The organism is Aeromonas sp. S41-2, assembly GCF_027705845.1.
In the GTDB taxonomy this organism is placed as follows: domain Bacteria; phylum Pseudomonadota; class Gammaproteobacteria; order Enterobacterales; family Aeromonadaceae; genus Aeromonas; species Aeromonas hydrophila.
In genome coordinates, this window is sequence record NZ_JAPDCG010000013.1 from 27385 (window position 1) to 45107 (window position 17723).

Sequence of the window (17723 nt, forward strand, 5' to 3'; positions counted from 1 at the left end):
GGCCAATAAAAACGCCGCCCCTCGGGGCGGCGTTTTGTTTTCCAGCATCGCGCTTGTCGCTGGTTCAGATTGGCCTGGTTGGTGGCCGCTCAGGCTGCCGAGCAGCTTGCTGCACCTTGATGACCACTAGCGCTCAGGCGGGCTGGTGGTGTCTGTCCAGCCAGCCCTGCAGCAGCCCGACCAGCAGGCCGGCCAGGTGGGCCATGTTGGCGGTGCGGGTGCCGAGCAGATCGAAGAAGCCGAGTGCCAGCCAGAACAGCATGAAGCCCATCAGCGCCGGTGGCAGGGTGAGGCCGCAGGCCGGCTGCAACTTGCTGCGCAGCCAGCAGTAGCCGAGCAGGGCATAGACCACCCCGGAAAGGCCGCCAAACAGCGGGCCGCTGGCGAAGAACTCGGCCAGGTTGGGCAGGGCGGCACCTACCAGCAGCAGGATCAGCAGCTTGCCGCTGCCGAGCCGTTGTTCGATCTGGCCCCCCAGATACCACCACCACAGCAGGTTGAACACCAGGTGCAGTACCGAGAAGTGGATGAAGGCCGGGGTGAAGTAGCGCCACGCCTGCCAGTCGGTGAACTGGGCCAGGGTCGGGTGGAAGGCCAGCTCATCGAAGATCGGCAGGCCAATGGCATCGAGCCCGTAGATGGCCAGACAGGCGATGATCACCACCAGGGTCAGCGGCCCGGCCTGATGCAGGAAGTCGGTGACCGGGTCGGTCATCCCCTTGCTGTAGTCGATACGGGCATCGGCCCGGCCGGATTGCCAGGAGGCTTCCATGTAGCGGGGGTGGGTCGGCTCGGCCAGGAAGCGTTTCACCTCCAGCTGGGCCTGGGCGAGGCGCTGTTCGTCCGCCAGCCAGACCGAGACGCCAAGCTCGGACTGGGTCAGCTCGCACGAGATGCCGAGGGTGGAGAGATAGTCCACCAGCGCCTGGGCCATGCGGGCATTGTCGAGCACCAGCAGCTGGATCATGCGTCGCCCGCCTGGATCGGGAACTCCCTGCGCCACGCCTCGAAGCCGCCATCCAGGCTGTAGACCTCATCGTACCCCTGTTGCAGCAGGTACTGGGCGGCGCCCTGGCTGCTGTTGCCGTGATAGCACATCACGATCACCGGGGTATCGAAGTCCACCTCGTTCATGAAACGCACCAGGGTGCCGTTGGTGAGGTGGAAGGCGCCGACCGCGTGGGCCGTCTCGAACGACTGGGGGTCGCGAATATCCACGAGGCGGGCTGCACCGGCGGCAAGCTTCTGGTGGGCATCATGGGCACTGATATGGGCAAACTGGTCCATTAACATGTCCTGCGAATAGGTGATTGAGGGTCAGTTTACCGCAAGCAGGGGCCGGCGCTAAGCCCGCAATGTGTCCGGTTATTGCCGTGACCGATCGCAATTTCCTTCAATACCGGGGGCGGGGGGCCGGCTAGGCTGGGGGCTCCTTTTGCCGATACGAGCGTTATTCATGGAGACGAGTCTGCTGTTATCCATGGCCGGGTTTGCCCTAGCCATGTCCATCACCCCGGGGCCGGTCAATCTGGTTGCCCTCGGCAGCGGCGCCAGGCATGGCTTTGCGGCCAGCCTGCGCCACGTGGTCGGAGCCAGCCTGGGGTTCATTCTGTTGCTGCTGTTGATGGGATTGGGGCTGGGCGCCACCCTGCTGCAGTGGCCGCTGGCGGCGGATGCACTGCGCTGGGCCGGGGTGATCTTTCTCGGCTGGATGGCCTGGCAACTGCTGGTGGACAGCGGCCGGGTGGAGGGGGTCGACGGGGTGGCGCCCTCCTTCTGGTACGGGGCACTGATGCAGTGGCTCAATCCCAAGGCCTGGCTCGCCGCCAGCATGGGGATGGGTGCCTATGGCAGTGCGGGCGGGGTGGGGCAGGTGGCCCTGTTCAGCGGCCTCTATCTGGTCATCTGTCTGTGCTCCATCGCTTGCTGGGCCTATGCCGGCAGCCGATTGCAGGGGTTGCTGCTCGCGCCGCAGCGGCTGCGCTGGTTCAACCGGGCGATGGCGCTGTTGCTGCTGCTCTGCGCCGCCTATCTGGTGCGCTAGCCCAGCCGGGTCAGCTGATTGCGGTAGTGACCCGGGGTGGCAGCCACCCGCCGCTTGAACTGGCGCTGGAAGTGAGCCTGATCGGCAAAGCCGCTGGCCAGCGCCACCTCCGCCAGCGGCTCTCCCCGCCTGAGCAGGGTGCGGGCATGGCGGATGCGCTGATCGAGCAGGTAGGCGTGGGGCGTCATGCCGTAATGGCGGCTGAAGCTGCGCACGAAGTGGGAGGGGGTGAGCCCGGCCACCACACTCAATTGCGCGAGGGTGAGGGTGCTGCTGCAGTCGTCCTGCATCAGTTCGGCGGCCCGCTGCAGGTGCTGCGGCGGCCGATCGTCCCAGCTGGCCGGGGTGAGCCTGGCCAGCAGCTGACGACTGAACTGGTGGCAGGCCACCTCGCGCGCGAGCGGCTCCGACTCCTGCCACAGCTGCCGGTGGAGCCGGCACAGCCCCTGGTAGAGCAGGGGATCCCGGCTTGCAGTCATGTCGAAGGGACGAAAGGCGTCACCCAGCCCCGCCTCTTCCTGCTGGCGCTGCAGCCAGCCGGTATCGAGGTAGAACATCAGATAGGACCAGGGCTGATCCGCAACGGGGTTGCAGGCGTGCACCTCTTCCGGGTTCATCAGCACCAGGTGGCCGCGGCCGACCTCCTGCCGGCTGCGCTGGTTGAGGTAGTGGCTGTGGCCACCGGTGATGGCGCCGATGGAGAAGTGGGGGTGGCTATGTTTGTCGTAGCAGACGCGGCGGCCATCCTGCACCGCCCGCGCCTCGATGAAAGGCAGGGCCGGATCGTGCCAGAAACTGTGGTGATCCGGCGCCGTGTCGGCCCTGCTCATGGGTCAGCCGCCGAGATAGGCCTGGCGGACGGCCGGGTTGGCCAACAGGGCCGCCCCGGTGTCCTGCAGTACCACGTGGCCGTTCTCCAGCACATAGCCGCGATCGGCCAGCTTGAGCGCCTGGTTGGCGTTCTGCTCCACCAGGAAGATGGTCATGCCGTCGCGGCGCAGCTGCTCTATGGTGTCGAAGATCTGCTGGATGACGATGGGGGCCAGCCCCAGCGAGGGTTCATCCAGCAGCAGCAGGCGCGGCTTGCTCATCAGGGCGCGGCCGATGGCCAGCATCTGCTGCTCGCCGCCGGACATGGTGCCGGCGCGTTGCTCCAGGCGTTCGTGCAGGCGGGGGAACAGGGTGAAAATCTGATCCAGCAGGCCGCGCTGCTCGGCCTTGTCGACGAAGAAGGCCCCCATCAGCAGGTTCTCCTCCACCGTCAGGCGAGCGAAGATGCGGCGCCCCTCCGGCACCACGGCGATGTCCTTGCGCATGATGCGGGCGGTGGAGAGCGAGTCTATCTGCTCTCCCTCGAACCAGATGGAGCCGCTGCTGGGCTTGGGTTCGCCGCACAGGGTCATCAGCAAGGTGGTCTTGCCGGCGCCGTTGGCGCCGATCAGGGTGACGATTTCCCCCTCTTTGACCTGGACGCTGACGTCGTGCAGCGCCTGAATTTTGCCGTAGTGGGTCGATACGTTGCGAAGTTCTAACATCTTTTTGTCCTTACGACTCGCCCAGATAGGCCTTGATCACTGCCGGATTGCTGCGGATTTCGTCCGGCTTGCCGTGGGCCAGCGGGGTACCCTGGTTGACCACGAAGATGCGGTTGGAGATCTCCATCACCAGCTTCATGTCGTGTTCGATCAACAGTACCGAGACCCCGAACTCGTCCCGCAGGTTGGAGATGAGCTCGTTCAGCTCGTCGGTCTCGTGGGGGTTGAGGCCGGCGGCCGGTTCGTCCAGCATCAGCAGCTCGGGCCGGGTCGCCATGCAGCGGGCAATCTCGAGCCGGCGCTGCTGGCCATAGGCCAGGTTGCCGGCGGCGCGGTTGGCGAGATCCTTGAGCCCCACCTTCTCCAGCCAGAAGGCGGACTGCTCCAGCCCCTCCCGCTCGGCGCGGCGAAAGGCCGGGGTCTTGAACAGCCCGGCCAGAAAGCCGGTGTTCAGGTGCCTGTGCTGGGCTACCAGCAGGTTTTCCACCGCCGTCATGTCCTTGAACAGTCGCACGTGCTGAAAGGTGCGCACTATCCCCTTGCGGGCGATGAGGTGGCCGGGCAGCCCCTGGATCTCCTCACCCTTGTAGCGGATGATGCCGCCGCTCGGGCGGTAGAAGCCGGTCAGGCAGTTGAAGACGGTGGTCTTGCCCGCCCCGTTGGGACCTATGATGGAGATCACCTCCCCCTTGTCCACGTCCAGCTTGACCCCGTTGACCGCCAGCAACCCTCCGAAGCGCATCGACAGATCAGAGACTTCCATTAACTTCTGATGAGTACTCATTTTCTCAGCTCCCGGGTCAGAGTGGAGTGAGCCAGCGCCAACAGTCCACCCATGTGGCGCATCGACAGATCAGAGACTTCCATTAACTTCTGATTGGCACTCATTTTTTCAACTCCAGATGCGGACGGGTCATCGGCAGCAATCCCTGTGGCCGCCAGATCATCATGAACACCATCAAGAGGCCGAACATCAGCATGCGGTACTCGTTGAACTCGCGCGCCAGCTCAGGCAGCACCGTCATCACGATGGCGGCCAGCACCACCCCGATCTGGGAGCCCATGCCGCCCAGCACCACGATGGCGAGCACGATGGCCGACTCGATAAAGACGAAGGACTCCGGACTGATGAAGCCCTGGCGCGAGGCGAAGAAGCTGCCGGCGAAGCCCGCGAAGCAGGCACCAATGGTGAAGGCGGTCAGCTTGATAATGGTGGGGTTGAGCCCCAGCGACTTGCAGGCGATCTCGTCTTCCCGCAATGCCTCCCAGGCGCGGCCGAGCGGCATGCGCAGCAGGCGGTTGATGACGAACAGGGTGGCGATCACCAGCACCAGCGCCATCAGGTAGAGGAAGATCACCTTGTGGTTGGCGTTGTAGGCGATGCCGAAGAACTCGTGGAAGGTCTCGAAGCCGCCATCCTTGACGGTGCGGTTGAACTCCAGACCGCCCAGGGTCGGCTTGGGAATGCCGGAGATGCCGTTCGGGCCGCCGGTCAGGCTGGTCATGTTGTTGAGCAGGATGCGGATGATCTCGCCAAAGCCCAGGGTGACGATGGCCAGATAATCCCCCCGCAGCCGCAGCACTGGGAAGCCGAGCAAAAAGCCGAAGGTGGCCGCCGTCAGCCCGGCGATGGGCAGGCACTCCCAGAAGCTGAGCCCGAAGTAGGTGTTGAGCAGGGCATAGCTGTAGGCGCCGACCGCGTAGAAGCCGACGTAGCCGAGATCCAGCAGGCCGGCGAGGCCGACCACCACGTTAAGGCCCAGCCCCAGCATGATGTAGATGAGGGCCAGGGTGGCCAGATCGATGGCACCGCGCGAGGCCATGAAGGGCCAGCTCACCGCGAACAGCAGCACCAGCACGGCGGTGAGGTTATAGAGCTTGGGGGCCTCTTCGGGGCTTGGCAGCACCAGCTTGGTGAAGCCGACCGAGAAGCCGCTGATGGAGGCCTGGAACAGCCTGGATATCTGGCCGCGCAGCATCTGGAACCAGAACACCAGGGTGGCGCCGCCCAGTAGCCAGGCCAGCGACACGTCGAGCCGGCTGGTCACCAGCAGGCGAGTACCGTCGGTTTCGAGCTTGAAGCCGAGCAGCCAGAAGGAGAGCACCAGCAGCACCAGGCTGGCGATGCAGGCATGAATGAATTGTTTTTTCATACCTTTTCGACCTCCGGGCGACCCAGAATGCCGGTGGGCATGAACAGCAGCACGCCGATCAGCAGGGCAAAGGCCATCACATCCTTGTATTCGGTGCTGAGGTAGCCGGCGGTGAGCGCCTCGACCACGCCGAGCAGCAGGCCGCCCAGCACGGCGCCGGGAATGCTGCCGATGCCGCCCAAGACCGCCGCCGTAAAGGCCTTCAAGCCGGCCATAAAGCCGAGGTAGGGGTTGATGACGCCGTAATACATGCCGAGCAGCACGCCGGCGACGGCGGCCAGGGTGGCCCCCAGCACGAAGGTGATGGAGATGACCACGTGGGTGTCTATCCCCAGCAGGTTGGCCATCTTGATGTCTTCCGAACAGGCGCGGCAGGCGCGGCCCATGCGGGAGCGACCGATGAACTGGGTCAGCGCCAGCATGGTGATGAAGGTCACCACGAAGATGATGAGCTGCATCCAGGAGAGGCTGGCCTGGAAGCCGTCGGCTTCACCAAGGGTCCAGCCGCCGGAGATCAGGGTGGGCATGGCGATGTCGCGCGAGCCCTGGGCCATCCGCATCATGTTCTGCAGGAAGATCGACATGCCGATGGCGGAGATCAGGGGGATCAGCCGGTTGCCGCCCCGCAGCGGGCGGTAGGCGACCCGCTCTATGGTCCAGCCATAGGTGCCGGTGATGACGATGCTGACCAGGAAGGCGCCCCCCAGCAGCAGGAAGGTGCTGTCGATGCCCATCATCATGAGCCCCGCCATCACCATGAAAGCGACATAGGAGCCGATCATGTAGACCTCGCCGTGGGCGAAGTTGATCATGCCGATGATGCCATAGACCATGGTGTAGCCGATGGCGATCAACGCATAGGTGCTGCCTATGGTTAACCCGTTCAGCAACTGCTGAACCAGGTAAAGGAAGTGTTCGGACATACTGCGTTCCCTGTACTTGCCCGCAAAGAAAGGAGGGGTGACTCATGTCACCCCGACCGGCAGATTATTTGACTTGAGTGGAGGTACCGTCGGCGTGCCACTGGAACACACCGAATTCAAAGCCTTTCAGGTCGCCACTCGGAGCCCAGCTCAGGGTGCCCATGACGGTATCGATCGGTGCGGCCTTGATGGCGGCAGCAACGGCAGCCGGGTCATCCTCACCCGCCTTGGCGATACCGGCGGCCAGGGTTTGCACCGCGGCATAGGTGGTCCACACGAACGGACCGGAGGAGTCCTGACCCTTGGCCTTGAACGCGGCCACCAGCGGGGCGTTGGCCGGCACCAGGTCATATTTGTTCGGCAGGGTCACCAGCAGGCCTTCGGAGGCCGGACCGCCGATGGCGGAGATGTCCTTGTTGCCGACCCCTTCCGGACCCATGAACTTGGCCTTGAGGCCCTTCTCGCCAGCCTGACGCAGGATCAGACCCAGCTCGGGGTGATAACCACCGTAGTAGACGAAGTCGACGTTCTCTTTTTGCAGCTTGGCGATCAGGGCGGAGAAGTCCTTGTCGCCGGCGGTGATGCCTTCAAACGCCACTACCTTGACGCCGGCCTTGTCCAGCGCCGCTTTCACGCTGGAGGCGATGCCTTCGCCGTACTGTTTCTTGTCGTGGATGACGGCCACGCGCTTGGGTTTGACCTGCTCGATGATGTACTTGGCGGCGGTCGGACCCTGGTCGCTGTCCAGGCCGATGGTACGCAGCACCAGCTGATAGCCGCGCTCGGTGATCTTGGGGTTGGTGGAGGCCGGGGTGACCATCAGCACGCCTTCATCTTCATAGATGTCGGAAGCGGGCAGGGTGTTGTCGGAGCAAAGGTGGCCGACCACGAATTTGACGCCGTCGTTGATCACCTTGTTGGCGACCGCCACGGCCTGCTTGGGATCGCAGGCGTCGTCATAGATGACGGCTTCGATCTGCTTGCCCTTGATGCCACCGGCCTTGTTGATCTGCTCGACCGCCATCTTGCCGCCGGTGAACTGCATGTCGCCGTACTGGGCGACCGGGCCGGTGACCGGACCGGCGATGCCGATCTTGATGGTGTCCGCCGCGTGGACCAGTGATACCGATCCGAACAGGGCCATAGAAACCGCTGCCCTGACTGCCATTTTGCTCAACTTATTCATCGATTCGTCCCTTAATCAGTGGATTGTTTCATTTTCCGTGTGCCATTCCGAACCGTGATCCCGCCAGTCCGGCAATAGGTATGGTTCTATCATTCCTCGCTGGGCAATAACAAGCTGTTAAAGATACTAACCAGAGAGGATGGAATAGTGCTTTTTTGAAACAAATAACCAATATTGAAATCTGATTTAGATATTGATGCTAAAGGTGTTGATTAACATCTTCTCAACAAGGTGTGCTTTCGATAAATGATAGATGAAAAAACTGACGATATTTTACCCTGACACTGCTCCCATTTTGACCAAAATCCGTTTGCGCAAATAGAAATGAGCGCCTAGATTAGCCTGCATTGACAATTCATTGGCAGTGCTCGTTAAAACCAAGCCTTTATTCGGGAAATCTGCTAATGTTCCGCCTTTGATCTTCAGGAGACAGAGATGGCCACTATCAAGGATGTCGCCTCCCGCGCAGGCGTATCCATCTCCACCGTCTCACATGTACTCAATCACACCCGTCGGGTCAGCGAAGACGCAACCCAAAAAGTGCTTGAGGCGGTGGCAGAACTCAACTACGCGCCCAACTCGGTAGCGCGCAGCCTCAAGATAAACTCGACCAAGACCATCGGCATGCTGGTGACCACCAGTGCCAACCCCTTCTTTGCGGAAGTGGTGCAAGGGGTGGAGGCGTACTGCTTCGAGCAGGGCTACAGCCTGATCCTCTGCAACACCGAGAACCAGCCGCCCCGTCAGCAGCACTACCTGCGCATGCTGATGGAGAAGCGGGTCGACGGTCTGCTGGTGTTGGGAACCGACATCGATACCCCGCTGCGCGACATGCTGCGCATCCACAAGAACGTGCCGCAAGTGGTGCTGGACTGGGGTACCGAGTGTGACTTTGCCAACGTCATCAACGACAACGCCCGCATCGGTGCGCGCCTGGCGGTGCGCCACCTGCTGGAGCAGGGTCACCGCGACATCGTCTGCATCACGGGTCAGCTGGCCAAGCCGACCACCCAGCAGCGGCTGGACGGGGTGCGCGATGCCCTGGGCGAGCAGGGGCTGACCCTGAAAGATGAGCAGATCTTCGAAGGGGATTACGAGAGCCAGAGCGGATTCGATGCCATGCAGCGGATCCTGGCCCTCAAGCCACGGCCGACCGCGGTGTTTGCCTTCGACGATCCCATGGCGATCGGCGCCATCTGCGCCGCCTGGGAAGCCGGGGTCAAGGTGCCGGACGATATCTCCATGATCGGTTATGACGACGTGGAGATGGCACGCTTCTCCAGCCCGCCGCTCACCACCATCCGCCACCCCAAGGCCGAGCTCGGTCTGCTGGCGGTGCAGCAGCTGGTGAGCCGGATCCGCAACAAGGAGCTGGAAGTCGAGTCGATGACAGTCCAGCCGGAGCTGATTGTCCGCCGCTCGGTCAAGTCCCTGCGCTGAGCGCGCCACGGCAGCGCCATCAACAAGAAAACCCCCTCGCCAGCGAGGGGGTTTTTGTTTGGCCCGCGTTTATTGCAGCGGCGGCCAGTACTCCTTGTTGGCGGCGAGCAGGTCGTCCAGGATGGCTTTGGCCACCGAGGCGCTCGGCACCGTCTTGGAGAGGGTGATCGCCTGCCACAGCTTCTGATAGGAGCGCTCGATCCACGCCTCCACCACCAGCTTCTCGACGGCCACCTGCTGGCCCATCATGCCCTGCTGGAACAGCGGGATGTTGCCCACCTGCAGTGGCTCGGGGCCGCTGCTGCCCACCAGGCAGGGGATCTCGACCATGGCCTCCGGGTCGAAGTTGGGGATGGCACCCCGGTTCGGCACGATCAGCAGCATCCGCTCCTGGGTGTTGAAGGCGATGGCGGTGGCCAGATCCACTATGTAGGAGGCGTGCTCGTCGATCTCCAGCTCGCCGGCCGCGGCGTTGCCGGCCGCCACGATGGCGCGGCAGGCGCTGAACACGTGTTTCTCGCGGTGCTCCATCACCTCGTTGGCGCGGGTGTGCTCCGGATTGGAGTGGGCCACCACATAGTCCGGGTAGAGGTAGTACTTCAGATAGGTGTTGGGCAGGGTGTCCGGATCAAGGGCCCACACATCCTTGGCCTTGGCGAAGGTGTCGTTCCAGCTGGCCTCGGCGTGGCCGGCCTGCTTGGGCACATAGCCGTGCTTGGCCACGTGGGCCTTGATGGCCGGCATCAGGTCGTTGCCCGCCAGATCCTCGATGCGGGTCCACCAGCCGAAGTGGTTGAGGCCGTAGTAGCACACCCGCATCTCCTTGCGTGACGGCAGGCCGGCGATCTGGGCCATCCGTCCCTCGATGCCGATGGGCATGTCGCAGATGTTGAGGATCCTGGCGTGGGGGCGCAGGCGACGGGTCGCCTCGGCCACGATGGCGGCCGGGTTGGAGTAGTTCAGCATCCAGGCATCCGGCGAGTACTGCTCCATGTAGTCGACCAGCTCCAGCACACCGCCGATGGAGCGCATGCCGTAGGCGATGCCGCCAGGGCCGCAGGTCTCCTGGCCGACCACGCCATGGCGCAGCGGGATCTTCTCGTCCAGCTCGCGCATGGGGTACTTGCCGACCCGGATGTGGGCCATCACGAAGTCCACCCCGCTGAAGGCTGCCTTGGGGTCGGTGCCATAGCTGAAGGCGATGTCCGGGGCCTGTTCCCGCAGCAGGATGCGGCAGGCTTCGGCGATCACCTCCTGGCGGGCGCCATCGTTGTCGTAGAACTTGATCTCCCGCAGCGGGAAGCGGTGCTGGTTCTCCAGCAGCATGAGAACGATGCCCGGGGTAAAGGTGCTGCCACCGCCGGCAATGACGACAGAGAATTTTTTCATGATCATGACTCCGTTACGAAAGAAGAGGAGGAGGGGTTGTTCATCAGGCTCTCCATGTTTTCCCTTAGCTGGGGGACATGCAGACCGATAATGATCTGGATGCTGTCACCGTGGCGGACCACGCCGTGGGCACCCAATTGTTTGAAAGCATCATCCGGTGCCGCCAGCCCCGCATCATGCAGCGATATGCGCAGCCGGGTGGCACAGTTGTTCAGGCTGTTGATATTTTCCGCGCCACCGAGCGCCGCCAGAAGATGGCCGGCAATATCATGGCCACGCTGTTTTTTGGCGGCCTGATAATCGGCCTTGGAATACAGTTTTATTTCGCTCTCATCCCGCCCAGGGGTTTTCAAATTGAATTTCAGAATGAGCGTGCGGAATATCAGGAACCAGATCCCGGTAAAGGTCAGCCCGATGGCAATCTGGGTAAACATCATGCCGGCGTGATTGTGGAACATGGGGATCCAGTTCTGCGGCAGGAACTGGTCGAGCAGACCGCCGCCCATGTTGCCGACGACCCCGAACAGGTACATCACGGTCGCCATGGTGGCAGCCAGCAGGGCATGGATGGCGAACAGCAGGGGCGAGATGAAGAGGAAGGTGAACTCGAGCGGCTCGGTGATCCCCACCAGCATGGCGGTCAGGGTGGCCGGGATCAGCAGGCCGGCCACCTTGGCCTTGTTCTCTCTGGCGGCGGTGGCGTAGATGGCGAGCGCAATCCCCATGGCCCCGAAGATCTTGGAGTTGCCGTGCAGGGCGAAGCCGCCCTGGGGGAACAGCTCGATCAGCGGTCGGGTGCTCTGGCTGAACTCCAGCATGTGCTGGGCCCAGTAGAGCTGGATGCCGCCTTCCACCGCGGCGGGGCCGAAGATGAAGGGGCCGTAGATGAAGTGGTGCAGGCCGGTCGGGATCAGAATTCGCTCGAGGAAGGTGTAAACCCAGACGCCAAGCGGGCCGGAGACCAGCATGAACTCCTGCAGGGAGGCGATGCCCATCTGTACCTTGGGCCAGCCCAGCAGGGTCAGCCAGGCGCAGGGGATCATCACGAAGAAGGCGACGATGGTGACGAACGAGCTGCCCTGGAAGATGCCGAGAAAGACCGGCAGCTGTCGGTCGAACAACCGGTTGTGTAGGGCGGTGACAATGCCGGAGATGGCGATGGCACCTATGATGCTGGTGTCCAGGGTCTTGATGCCGGCCACCATGGCCAGCCCGCTCTCGCCACCCACCGCCTGGTTGAAGTCGACCCCGAAATAGTCGCCCCAGGTCATCCCCATAGCATTGATGAAGTAGTTCCAGGTCATGAAGCTGACCAGCACGGAGAGGCAGGCGCGGGCCTGAGCCTTATTTGCCAGACCGATCGGCAGGCCGATGGCAAATATCAGCGGCATATTTCGAAATACCGTCCAGCCACCCTCTTCAATAATATGGACTATTTGAAAAAACAGTCCCTGAGGATTGGCCAGCGTCTCTCCCACGAACATGGGATTTTTCAGCATGATTGCAATGCCTACCACCATACCTGCGAATGGAAACAGTAATACAGGCGTAAACATTGCCCCGCCAAAACGTTGAATTTGACTGAGCATATAGCGTCCCTTTTTATTAGAGAATTGTCTGACTGCTGTTGTCGTGTTGCTGAATTGAACCTAACAACAAGCGATCAGGCCCTCATGAAATATGTGGTGGTTATGTGATCCGGCGCATGCACTTATTTAGACAAAGAGATCTAAATTTTGCGATATTGTTGTACGTCTTGTTTTTGTGACGTTTTTATCGGGTTGTTTGAATTTAAAATTGTTTATTTTCAGCTAGTTGAAATAAAGGCGAGCAAATGGGTCGCCACCCCGGCTGGGTGAAGAGAGGTCTAGCAGTGATCTATAAATCGGTGGCGGATCGGTTGCGTATCCGGGTCAATGGGGCAGATTGCCGGGTGGGGGATGTCCTGCCGAGCGAGAAAACCCTGGCGAGTCAGTTCGGGGTATCGCGGATGACGGTGCGCAAGGCGGTGGACATGCTGATCGAGTGGGGGCTGGTGGAGCGGCGCCATGGCAGCGGTACCTACGTGACCAAGAAGGACGTGCAGCACGAGACCAAGGGGCTGAGCGGTTTCACCGAGCTGATGCGTGAACAGGGCCGCAGCCTGACCAGCGAGGTGCTGGAGTTTCGCACCATGCCTGCCCCGCCCGCCATCGCCAGCCAGCTCAGGATCAAGGTGAACGAGCCGGTCTACTTCTCCAACCGGGTGCGCTCGGTGGACGGCCGGGCCCTGCTGGTGGAGGAGAGCTACATGCCGGTGCGGCTGTTTCGCACCCTCTCGGTGGCACACCTGGAGGGATCCAAGTTCGCCTACATCGAGAACGAGTGCCAGCTCCCCATCGCCGGCAACTACGAGAGCTTCAGCGCCGTGCTGGCCGACCGGCGCATGGCCGAGTTGCTGCACATCGAGCAGGGGGCGCCCATCCTGCGGCTCACCTCGCTCTCATACGGTGAGAACGGCGAGTTTCTCAACTACTCCATCATGTTCCGCAATGCCAACGACTATCACGTCGACTATCACCTGCGCCGCGCCCGCGGCTAGCTCGTCCCCCATCTTGCTACGTATGCAAACCCCCTCGCCAGCGAGGGGGTTTTTGCTTGATGGCCCTGAATGGACGCCTCAGGCCTTGAGGCCGAGCCGCTTGGCGAGCCGGTGCAGGTTGCCGCCGTCCAGCTCCAGTGCGCGGGCGGTGGCGGCCCAGTTGCCGTCATGGGCGGCCAGCGTCTGCTCGATCAGCGCGAGCTGAAAGGCGTCGGTGGCGGCGCGCAGGCCGAGGCCGCCGGGCAAGGGGGCAACCGGCGCCATGGCGGGGCTGGTGGAGGGGGGCAGGGGGCCGGCTGCCAGGTTGAAGTGATGGCTGGCGAGGGTCGGGGCCTGGCTGCCCTGTTCGGCCCGCGCCAGCACGGCGGCGCGGTGGATGGCGTGCTCCAGCTCCCGCACGTTGCCGGGCCAGTCGTGGCGCTCGAGCAGTTGCAGCGCCTGTGGCTGGATGCGCAGCCGCTCCAGCCCCAGGCTGAGCCGGCAGCGCTCACAAAAGTAACCGGCCAGCAGGGGGATGTCGCCGGGGCGCTCGCGCAGTGCCGGGGCGTGGATCGGAAACACGCTCAGCCGGTGGTAGAGGTCGGCCCGGAACTGCCCTTCGACCACCGCCTGCTTCAGATCCCGGTTGGTGGCCGCCAGGATGCGCACGTTCACCTTGAGCGGGGTGTCGTCACCGATCCGCTGCAGATCGCCGTATTGCAGTACCCGCAGCAGCTTGGCCTGCAGCGGCAGGGAGAGCTCGCCGATCTCGTCGAGGAACAGGGTGCCCTGATCCGCCAGCTCGAACTTGCCCGCCCGGTTGTGGATGGCGCCGGTAAAGGCCCCCTTCACGTGGCCGAACAGCTCGCTTTCGGCCACCGACTCCGGCAGGGCGGCGCAGTTGAGGTAGACCAGCGGGGCCTTGGCACGCTGGGAACCGCGATGCACCGCCTTGGCGATCAGCTCCTTGCCGACCCCGGTCTCCCCCAGGATCAGCACGTTCAGCTCCGAGTTCGCCACCACCTCGATCTCGTGGCGCAGTCGGGCCATGGCAGGGGACTGGCCGATCATCTCCGGTTGCTCAGGGCCGGGCCGGGTGCCGGGGACCAGCGGCTCGCTGCTCTGGCGGGCGAGCCGCTCCAGCAGCAGGGCGTTGTTGAGGGCGGCGGCGGCCAGGGCGCCCACCAGCCGCAGCTCCTCGTCGCTGATGGCGTCGAACTGGGTCGGGTTCATGCCGTCTATGGTCAGCGCGCCGATCAGCGCCTGATCCGAGAACAGCGGCAGGCCGACGCAGGCGTGCACCTTGAAGTCGTCGTGATCCGGCAGCAGGCCGTCATAGGGGTCGGGCAGGCTGCTGTCGGCAGGGAAGCGCACCACGTCGCCGGCGCGGGCGATGGCCTCCATGCGCGGGTGATCCTTGAGGGCGAAGCGGCGCCCCAGCACGTCCTGCATCAGGCCGTCGATGGCCAGCGGGATGAACTGGCCCCCCTCGTAACGCAGCAGGGCCGAGGCATCCGAGTTCAGCAGGCTGCGCACGCTCTGGATCAGGCGGTGGAAGCGGTCCTGATGGGAGATGCCGAGTTGCAGGTCGAGGGCGATGCGCGCCAGGCTGTCGGTCGAGATCACGATGATTGTCCAAATGACAGTGTGTTTGTGTTTTTGACTATAATCAGTGGCTGTCTAAATGACAATGAATGATTTGAGTTGTCAATAAAAACAACATGTTATGAGTTGGCACATCCTCTGCAATAGCTGGTTCAGTCGAACATACACTATTGCATTCGAGGAACTGCCTGATGAGCATTCACGTCAAGAACAACATCCACTGGGTCGGCCAACGGGACTGGGAGGTACGCGACTTCCACGGTACCGAGTACAAGACCCACAAGGGCACCAGCTACAACAGCTATCTCATCCGTGAAGGGAAGAACGTGCTGATCGACACCGTCGATCACAAGTTCAGCCGCGAGTTCGTGCAGAACCTGGCGGCCGAGATCGATCTAGCCACCATCGACTATGTGGTGATCAACCATGCCGAGGAGGATCACGCCGGCGCCCTGACCGAGCTGATGGCCCGCATCCCCGGCACCCCCATCTACTGCACCCACAATGCCATCGACTCCATCACCGGCCATCATCATCACCCGGAGTGGAACTTCCATCCGGTCAAGACAGGTGACAGCCTGGACATCGGCAACGGCAAGCAGCTGGTGTTCATCGAGACCCCCATGCTGCACTGGCCCGACAGCATGATGACCTATATGACCGAGGACGCCGTGCTGTTCTCCAACGACGCCTTCGGCCAGCACTACTGCGACGAACACCTGTTCAACGATGAGGTGGATCAGACCGAGCTGATGGAGCAGTGCCAGCGCTATTACGCCAACATCCTCACCCCCTTCAGCCCGCTGGTGACCGCCAAGATCAAGGAGGTGCTCGGTTTCAATCTGCCGGTGAGCATGGTGGCCACCTCCCACGGCATCGTCTGGCGCGAGGACCCCACCCAGATCATCCTGAAATACCTGGAGTGGGCCGACCACTATCAGGAAGACCGCATCACCTTGTTCTACGACTCCATGTCCAACAACACCCGCATGATGGCCGACGCCATCGCCCAGGGCATCCACGAGGTGGACCCCGGCGTGGCGGTGAAGATCTACAACGTGGCCCGCCATGACAAGAACGAGATCCTGACCCAGGTGTTCCGCTCCAAGGGGATACTGGTGGGCTCCTCCACCATGAACAACGTCATGATGCCCAAGGTGGCGGGCATGCTCGAAGAGATCACCGGCCTGCGTTTTCGCAACAAGCGCGCCTCGGCCTTCGGCAGCTACGGCTGGACCGGCGGCGCGGTGGACCGGATCCAGACCCGGCTGATGGATGCAGGCTTTGATATCAGCATCTCCCTCAAGGCCAAGTGGCGGCCGGATGGTTCGGCGCTGGCCGAATGCCGCGAACACGGTCGCCAGCTCGCCCGTCAGTGGGCGCTGCACCCGCTCGAGACGCCCCGCCCGATCACCACAACTCAGACAGGCGTGACGCCTGCCCCCCTGATGCCAGCTGCTGAGGCGCAAGCCACAGCGGCTGCCGCCGAATGGGATGACGACCAGGCCATGCTCTGCACCGTCTGCCAGTGGGTCTATGACCCGGCCCAGGGCGAGCCGGATCAGCTGGTGGCGCCGGGCACCCCCTGGGCCCAGGTACCTGACAGCTTCCTCTGCCCGGGTTGCGGCATCGGCAAGGAGGTATTCGAACCCTGTGCCGTGGAGGCCTGTGTATGAGCACAACAACGCAGAGTGACGCCGGCATCAGCCAGGAGATAGTGGTGATCGGCAGCGGCTTCGCCGCCCAGCAGCTGGTCAAGAGCCTGCGCAAGCTGGACGCCGAGCAGCCCATCCGCCTCATCACCGCCGACAGCGGCGACGAGTACAACAAGCCGGACTTGAGCCATGTGGTGAGCCGGGGCTGCGCCGCCGCAGCCATGACCCGCCAGAGTGGCAGCGACTTTGCCGAGCAGCAGCGCATTGCGCTGTTGCCCCACTGCTCTGTGCTCGGTATCGATCCCGCCCGGCGCACCCTGTTGACCTCGCAGGGCAGCTTCCCCTATGGCCAGCTGGTGCTGGCCACCGGTGCCAGTGCGGTACGCCCCGAGCTGCCGGGCAGCGAACACCTGGTCACCCTCAACAGCCAGCAGGAGTATGCCGCCGCCGAGGGGGCAATCCAGCAGGCTCGCCGCATCCTGGTGCTGGGGGCCGGCCTCATCGGCTGCGAGCTGGCGATGGACATGGCGAGCGATGGCCGCGAGGTTACCCTGCTGGATCTGGCCGACAGCCCGCTCAGTGCCCTGCTGCCCGCCACCCTGACCCAGCCGCTGCAACAGGCGCTGCGCAGTCAGGGGGTCAGCCTGCAGTTCGGGCTGGGTATCGCCAGGATAGATGCCCAGCCGGGCGATGGCTGGCGGGTGACTCTGACCGATGGCCGCACCAGCGAGCAGGATCTGGTGATCGCCGCGATCGGCCTGCGGCCGAATCTGGCCCTGGCCCGTGGGGCCGGGCTGGCCGTGGAGCGCGGCATCCTGGTGGACGATCGGCTGCAGACCAGCGACCCCCATATCTTCGCGCTGGGGGATTGCGTGCAGTGGCAGGGTCAGCTGCTCCCCTTCCTGCAACCCATAGTGCTGGGGGCCAATGCGCTGGCGCGCACCCTGCTCGGCACACCGACCCCGCTGACCCTGCCGCCCATGCTGGTGAAGGTGAAGACGCCGCGCTACCCCTTGCAGTTGGCCGGCCGCACCAAGGGCGAGGATCTCGCCTGGCAGTGCCGCTGGAACAGCCACGGCATGGTGGCCGAGGCGCGCGACCAAGCCGGCGAGCTGTGCGGTTTCGTGGTGGGGGGCGATCAGATGAGCGCCGCCTTCCCGCTGCTGCGTCAGCTGCCCCGTTAACCCCTTTCATTGCACCGGCCGGGTCGACCCGGCCATCTGAGGAGAACCG

16 protein-coding genes are annotated in these 17723 nt (G+C 63.2%); 5 read left to right on the top strand and 11 right to left on the bottom strand.

From position 1 onward, the window contains the following. Positions 1-133 precede the first annotated feature (133 nt). Both glpG and glpE read right to left on the bottom strand, forming a co-directional pair. The gene (gene glpG, locus OKC44_RS20320; protein ID WP_011704134.1) at positions 134-967 is read right to left on the bottom strand and encodes a rhomboid family intramembrane serine protease GlpG; all 834 of its coding nucleotides are present in this window, start codon (positions 965-967) and stop codon (positions 134-136) included. Then, positions 964-1287 carry a thiosulfate sulfurtransferase GlpE gene (glpE, locus tag OKC44_RS20325; RefSeq protein ID WP_011704135.1) on the bottom strand — a complete coding sequence of 108 codons (324 nt, stop codon included), beginning with the start codon at positions 1285-1287 and terminating at the stop codon, positions 964-966. Before glpE ends, glpG begins: the two co-directional genes overlap by 4 nt. A gap of 70 nt (positions 1288-1357) precedes the next feature. Between glpE and OKC44_RS20330 the strand changes: the two genes are divergently transcribed. Then, positions 1358-2044 carry a LysE family translocator gene (locus tag OKC44_RS20330; RefSeq protein WP_270814800.1) on the top strand — a complete coding sequence of 229 codons (687 nt, stop codon included), beginning with the start codon at positions 1358-1360 and terminating at the stop codon, positions 2042-2044. Here the strand turns inward: OKC44_RS20330 and OKC44_RS20335 are convergent. The 6 genes from OKC44_RS20335 to OKC44_RS20360 form a co-directional block, all read right to left on the bottom strand. Beyond that, positions 2041-2874: an AraC family transcriptional regulator gene (locus OKC44_RS20335; RefSeq protein WP_270814801.1), complete on the bottom strand. Its 834-nt coding sequence runs from the start codon at positions 2872-2874 to the stop codon at positions 2041-2043. The two genes, OKC44_RS20330 and OKC44_RS20335, sit on opposite strands and share 4 nt — an antisense overlap. 3 nt (positions 2875-2877) lie before the next feature. Continuing rightward, positions 2878-3579 carry an ABC transporter ATP-binding protein gene (locus OKC44_RS20340; protein WP_011704138.1) on the bottom strand — a complete coding sequence of 234 codons (702 nt, stop codon included), beginning with the start codon at positions 3577-3579 and terminating at the stop codon, positions 2878-2880. Positions 3580-3589: 10 nt separating this feature from the next. Continuing rightward, positions 3590-4363 carry a high-affinity branched-chain amino acid ABC transporter ATP-binding protein LivG gene (gene livG, locus OKC44_RS20345; RefSeq protein WP_024945484.1) on the bottom strand — a complete coding sequence of 258 codons (774 nt, stop codon included), beginning with the start codon at positions 4361-4363 and terminating at the stop codon, positions 3590-3592. A 100-nt stretch (positions 4364-4463) separates the two neighbouring features. After that, positions 4464-5732: a high-affinity branched-chain amino acid ABC transporter permease LivM gene (locus OKC44_RS20350; RefSeq protein WP_017410832.1), complete on the bottom strand. Its 1269-nt coding sequence runs from the start codon at positions 5730-5732 to the stop codon at positions 4464-4466. Beyond that, positions 5729-6655, bottom strand: a complete 927-nt coding sequence (gene livH / locus OKC44_RS20355; RefSeq protein WP_011704141.1) for a high-affinity branched-chain amino acid ABC transporter permease LivH — start codon at positions 6653-6655, stop codon at positions 5729-5731. The genes OKC44_RS20350 and livH overlap by 4 nt, the downstream gene beginning before the upstream one ends. A gap of 64 nt (positions 6656-6719) precedes the next feature. Next, positions 6720-7841 carry a branched-chain amino acid ABC transporter substrate-binding protein gene (locus OKC44_RS20360; protein WP_044798807.1) on the bottom strand — a complete coding sequence of 374 codons (1122 nt, stop codon included), beginning with the start codon at positions 7839-7841 and terminating at the stop codon, positions 6720-6722. A 435-nt stretch (positions 7842-8276) separates the two neighbouring features. Here OKC44_RS20360 and OKC44_RS20365 point away from each other — a divergent pair, with 435 nt between their 5' ends. Continuing rightward, positions 8277-9281, top strand: coding sequence for a substrate-binding domain-containing protein (locus OKC44_RS20365; protein ID WP_011704143.1), 1005 nt, complete (start codon positions 8277-8279; stop codon positions 9279-9281). 69 nt (positions 9282-9350) lie between these two features. Here the strand turns inward: OKC44_RS20365 and OKC44_RS20370 are convergent, their stop codons facing one another. Both OKC44_RS20370 and OKC44_RS20375 read right to left on the bottom strand, forming a co-directional pair. Next, the gene (locus tag OKC44_RS20370) at positions 9351-10670 is read right to left on the bottom strand and encodes a 6-phospho-alpha-glucosidase (RefSeq protein ID WP_270814804.1); all 1320 of its coding nucleotides are present in this window, start codon (positions 10668-10670) and stop codon (positions 9351-9353) included. 2 nt (positions 10671-10672) lie between these two features. Then, positions 10673-12259 carry an alpha-glucoside-specific PTS transporter subunit IIBC gene (locus OKC44_RS20375; protein WP_270814806.1) on the bottom strand — a complete coding sequence of 529 codons (1587 nt, stop codon included), beginning with the start codon at positions 12257-12259 and terminating at the stop codon, positions 10673-10675. A gap of 284 nt (positions 12260-12543) precedes the next feature. Between OKC44_RS20375 and OKC44_RS20380 the strand changes: the two genes are divergently transcribed. Further along, positions 12544-13251 (top strand): GntR family transcriptional regulator, encoded by a 708-nt coding sequence (locus tag OKC44_RS20380; RefSeq protein ID WP_010635556.1) that lies wholly within the window; start codon positions 12544-12546, stop codon positions 13249-13251. 78 nt (positions 13252-13329) lie between these two features. Here the strand turns inward: OKC44_RS20380 and norR are convergent, their stop codons facing one another. Next, a complete protein-coding gene (gene norR / locus OKC44_RS20385; RefSeq protein WP_073348576.1) occupies positions 13330-14856 on the bottom strand; it encodes a nitric oxide reductase transcriptional regulator NorR in 1527 nt (508 codons plus the stop codon). 170 nt (positions 14857-15026) lie between these two features. Here norR and norV point away from each other — a divergent pair, with 170 nt between their 5' ends. Then, the gene (norV, locus tag OKC44_RS20390) at positions 15027-16511 is read left to right on the top strand and encodes an anaerobic nitric oxide reductase flavorubredoxin (RefSeq protein ID WP_029305246.1); all 1485 of its coding nucleotides are present in this window, start codon (positions 15027-15029) and stop codon (positions 16509-16511) included. Beyond that, on the top strand, positions 16508-17674 hold the full coding sequence (gene norW, locus OKC44_RS20395; RefSeq protein WP_270814807.1) for an NADH:flavorubredoxin reductase NorW: 1167 nt from the start codon (positions 16508-16510) through the stop codon (positions 17672-17674). The genes norV and norW overlap by 4 nt, the downstream gene beginning before the upstream one ends. Positions 17675-17723: the final 49 nt, after the last annotated feature.

What these genes read in the sequence shown, in the direction of transcription:
- OKC44_RS20375 (WP_270814806.1), bottom strand. Translation starts at nt 12,259, where the DNA reads ATGCTCAGTCAAATTCAACGTTTTGGCGGGGCAATGTTTACGCCTGTA.
- OKC44_RS20340 (WP_011704138.1), bottom strand. Translation starts at nt 3,579, where the DNA reads ATGTTAGAACTTCGCAACGTATCGACCCACTACGGCAAAATTCAGGCG.
- norW (WP_270814807.1), top strand. Translation starts at nt 16,508, where the DNA reads ATGAGCACAACAACGCAGAGTGACGCCGGCATCAGCCAGGAGATAGTG.
- livG (WP_024945484.1), bottom strand. Translation starts at nt 4,363, where the DNA reads ATGAGTACTCATCAGAAGTTAATGGAAGTCTCTGATCTGTCGATGCGC.
- OKC44_RS20365 (WP_011704143.1), top strand. Translation starts at nt 8,277, where the DNA reads ATGGCCACTATCAAGGATGTCGCCTCCCGCGCAGGCGTATCCATCTCC.
- glpE (WP_011704135.1), bottom strand. Translation starts at nt 1,287, where the DNA reads ATGGACCAGTTTGCCCATATCAGTGCCCATGATGCCCACCAGAAGCTT.
- livH (WP_011704141.1), bottom strand. Translation starts at nt 6,655, where the DNA reads ATGTCCGAACACTTCCTTTACCTGGTTCAGCAGTTGCTGAACGGGTTA.
- glpG (WP_011704134.1), bottom strand. Translation starts at nt 967, where the DNA reads ATGATCCAGCTGCTGGTGCTCGACAATGCCCGCATGGCCCAGGCGCTG.
- OKC44_RS20350 (WP_017410832.1), bottom strand. Translation starts at nt 5,732, where the DNA reads ATGAAAAAACAATTCATTCATGCCTGCATCGCCAGCCTGGTGCTGCTG.
- OKC44_RS20360 (WP_044798807.1), bottom strand. Translation starts at nt 7,841, where the DNA reads ATGAATAAGTTGAGCAAAATGGCAGTCAGGGCAGCGGTTTCTATGGCC.
- OKC44_RS20335 (WP_270814801.1), bottom strand. Translation starts at nt 2,874, where the DNA reads ATGAGCAGGGCCGACACGGCGCCGGATCACCACAGTTTCTGGCACGAT.
- norV (WP_029305246.1), top strand. Translation starts at nt 15,027, where the DNA reads ATGAGCATTCACGTCAAGAACAACATCCACTGGGTCGGCCAACGGGAC.
- OKC44_RS20370 (WP_270814804.1), bottom strand. Translation starts at nt 10,670, where the DNA reads ATGAAAAAATTCTCTGTCGTCATTGCCGGCGGTGGCAGCACCTTTACC.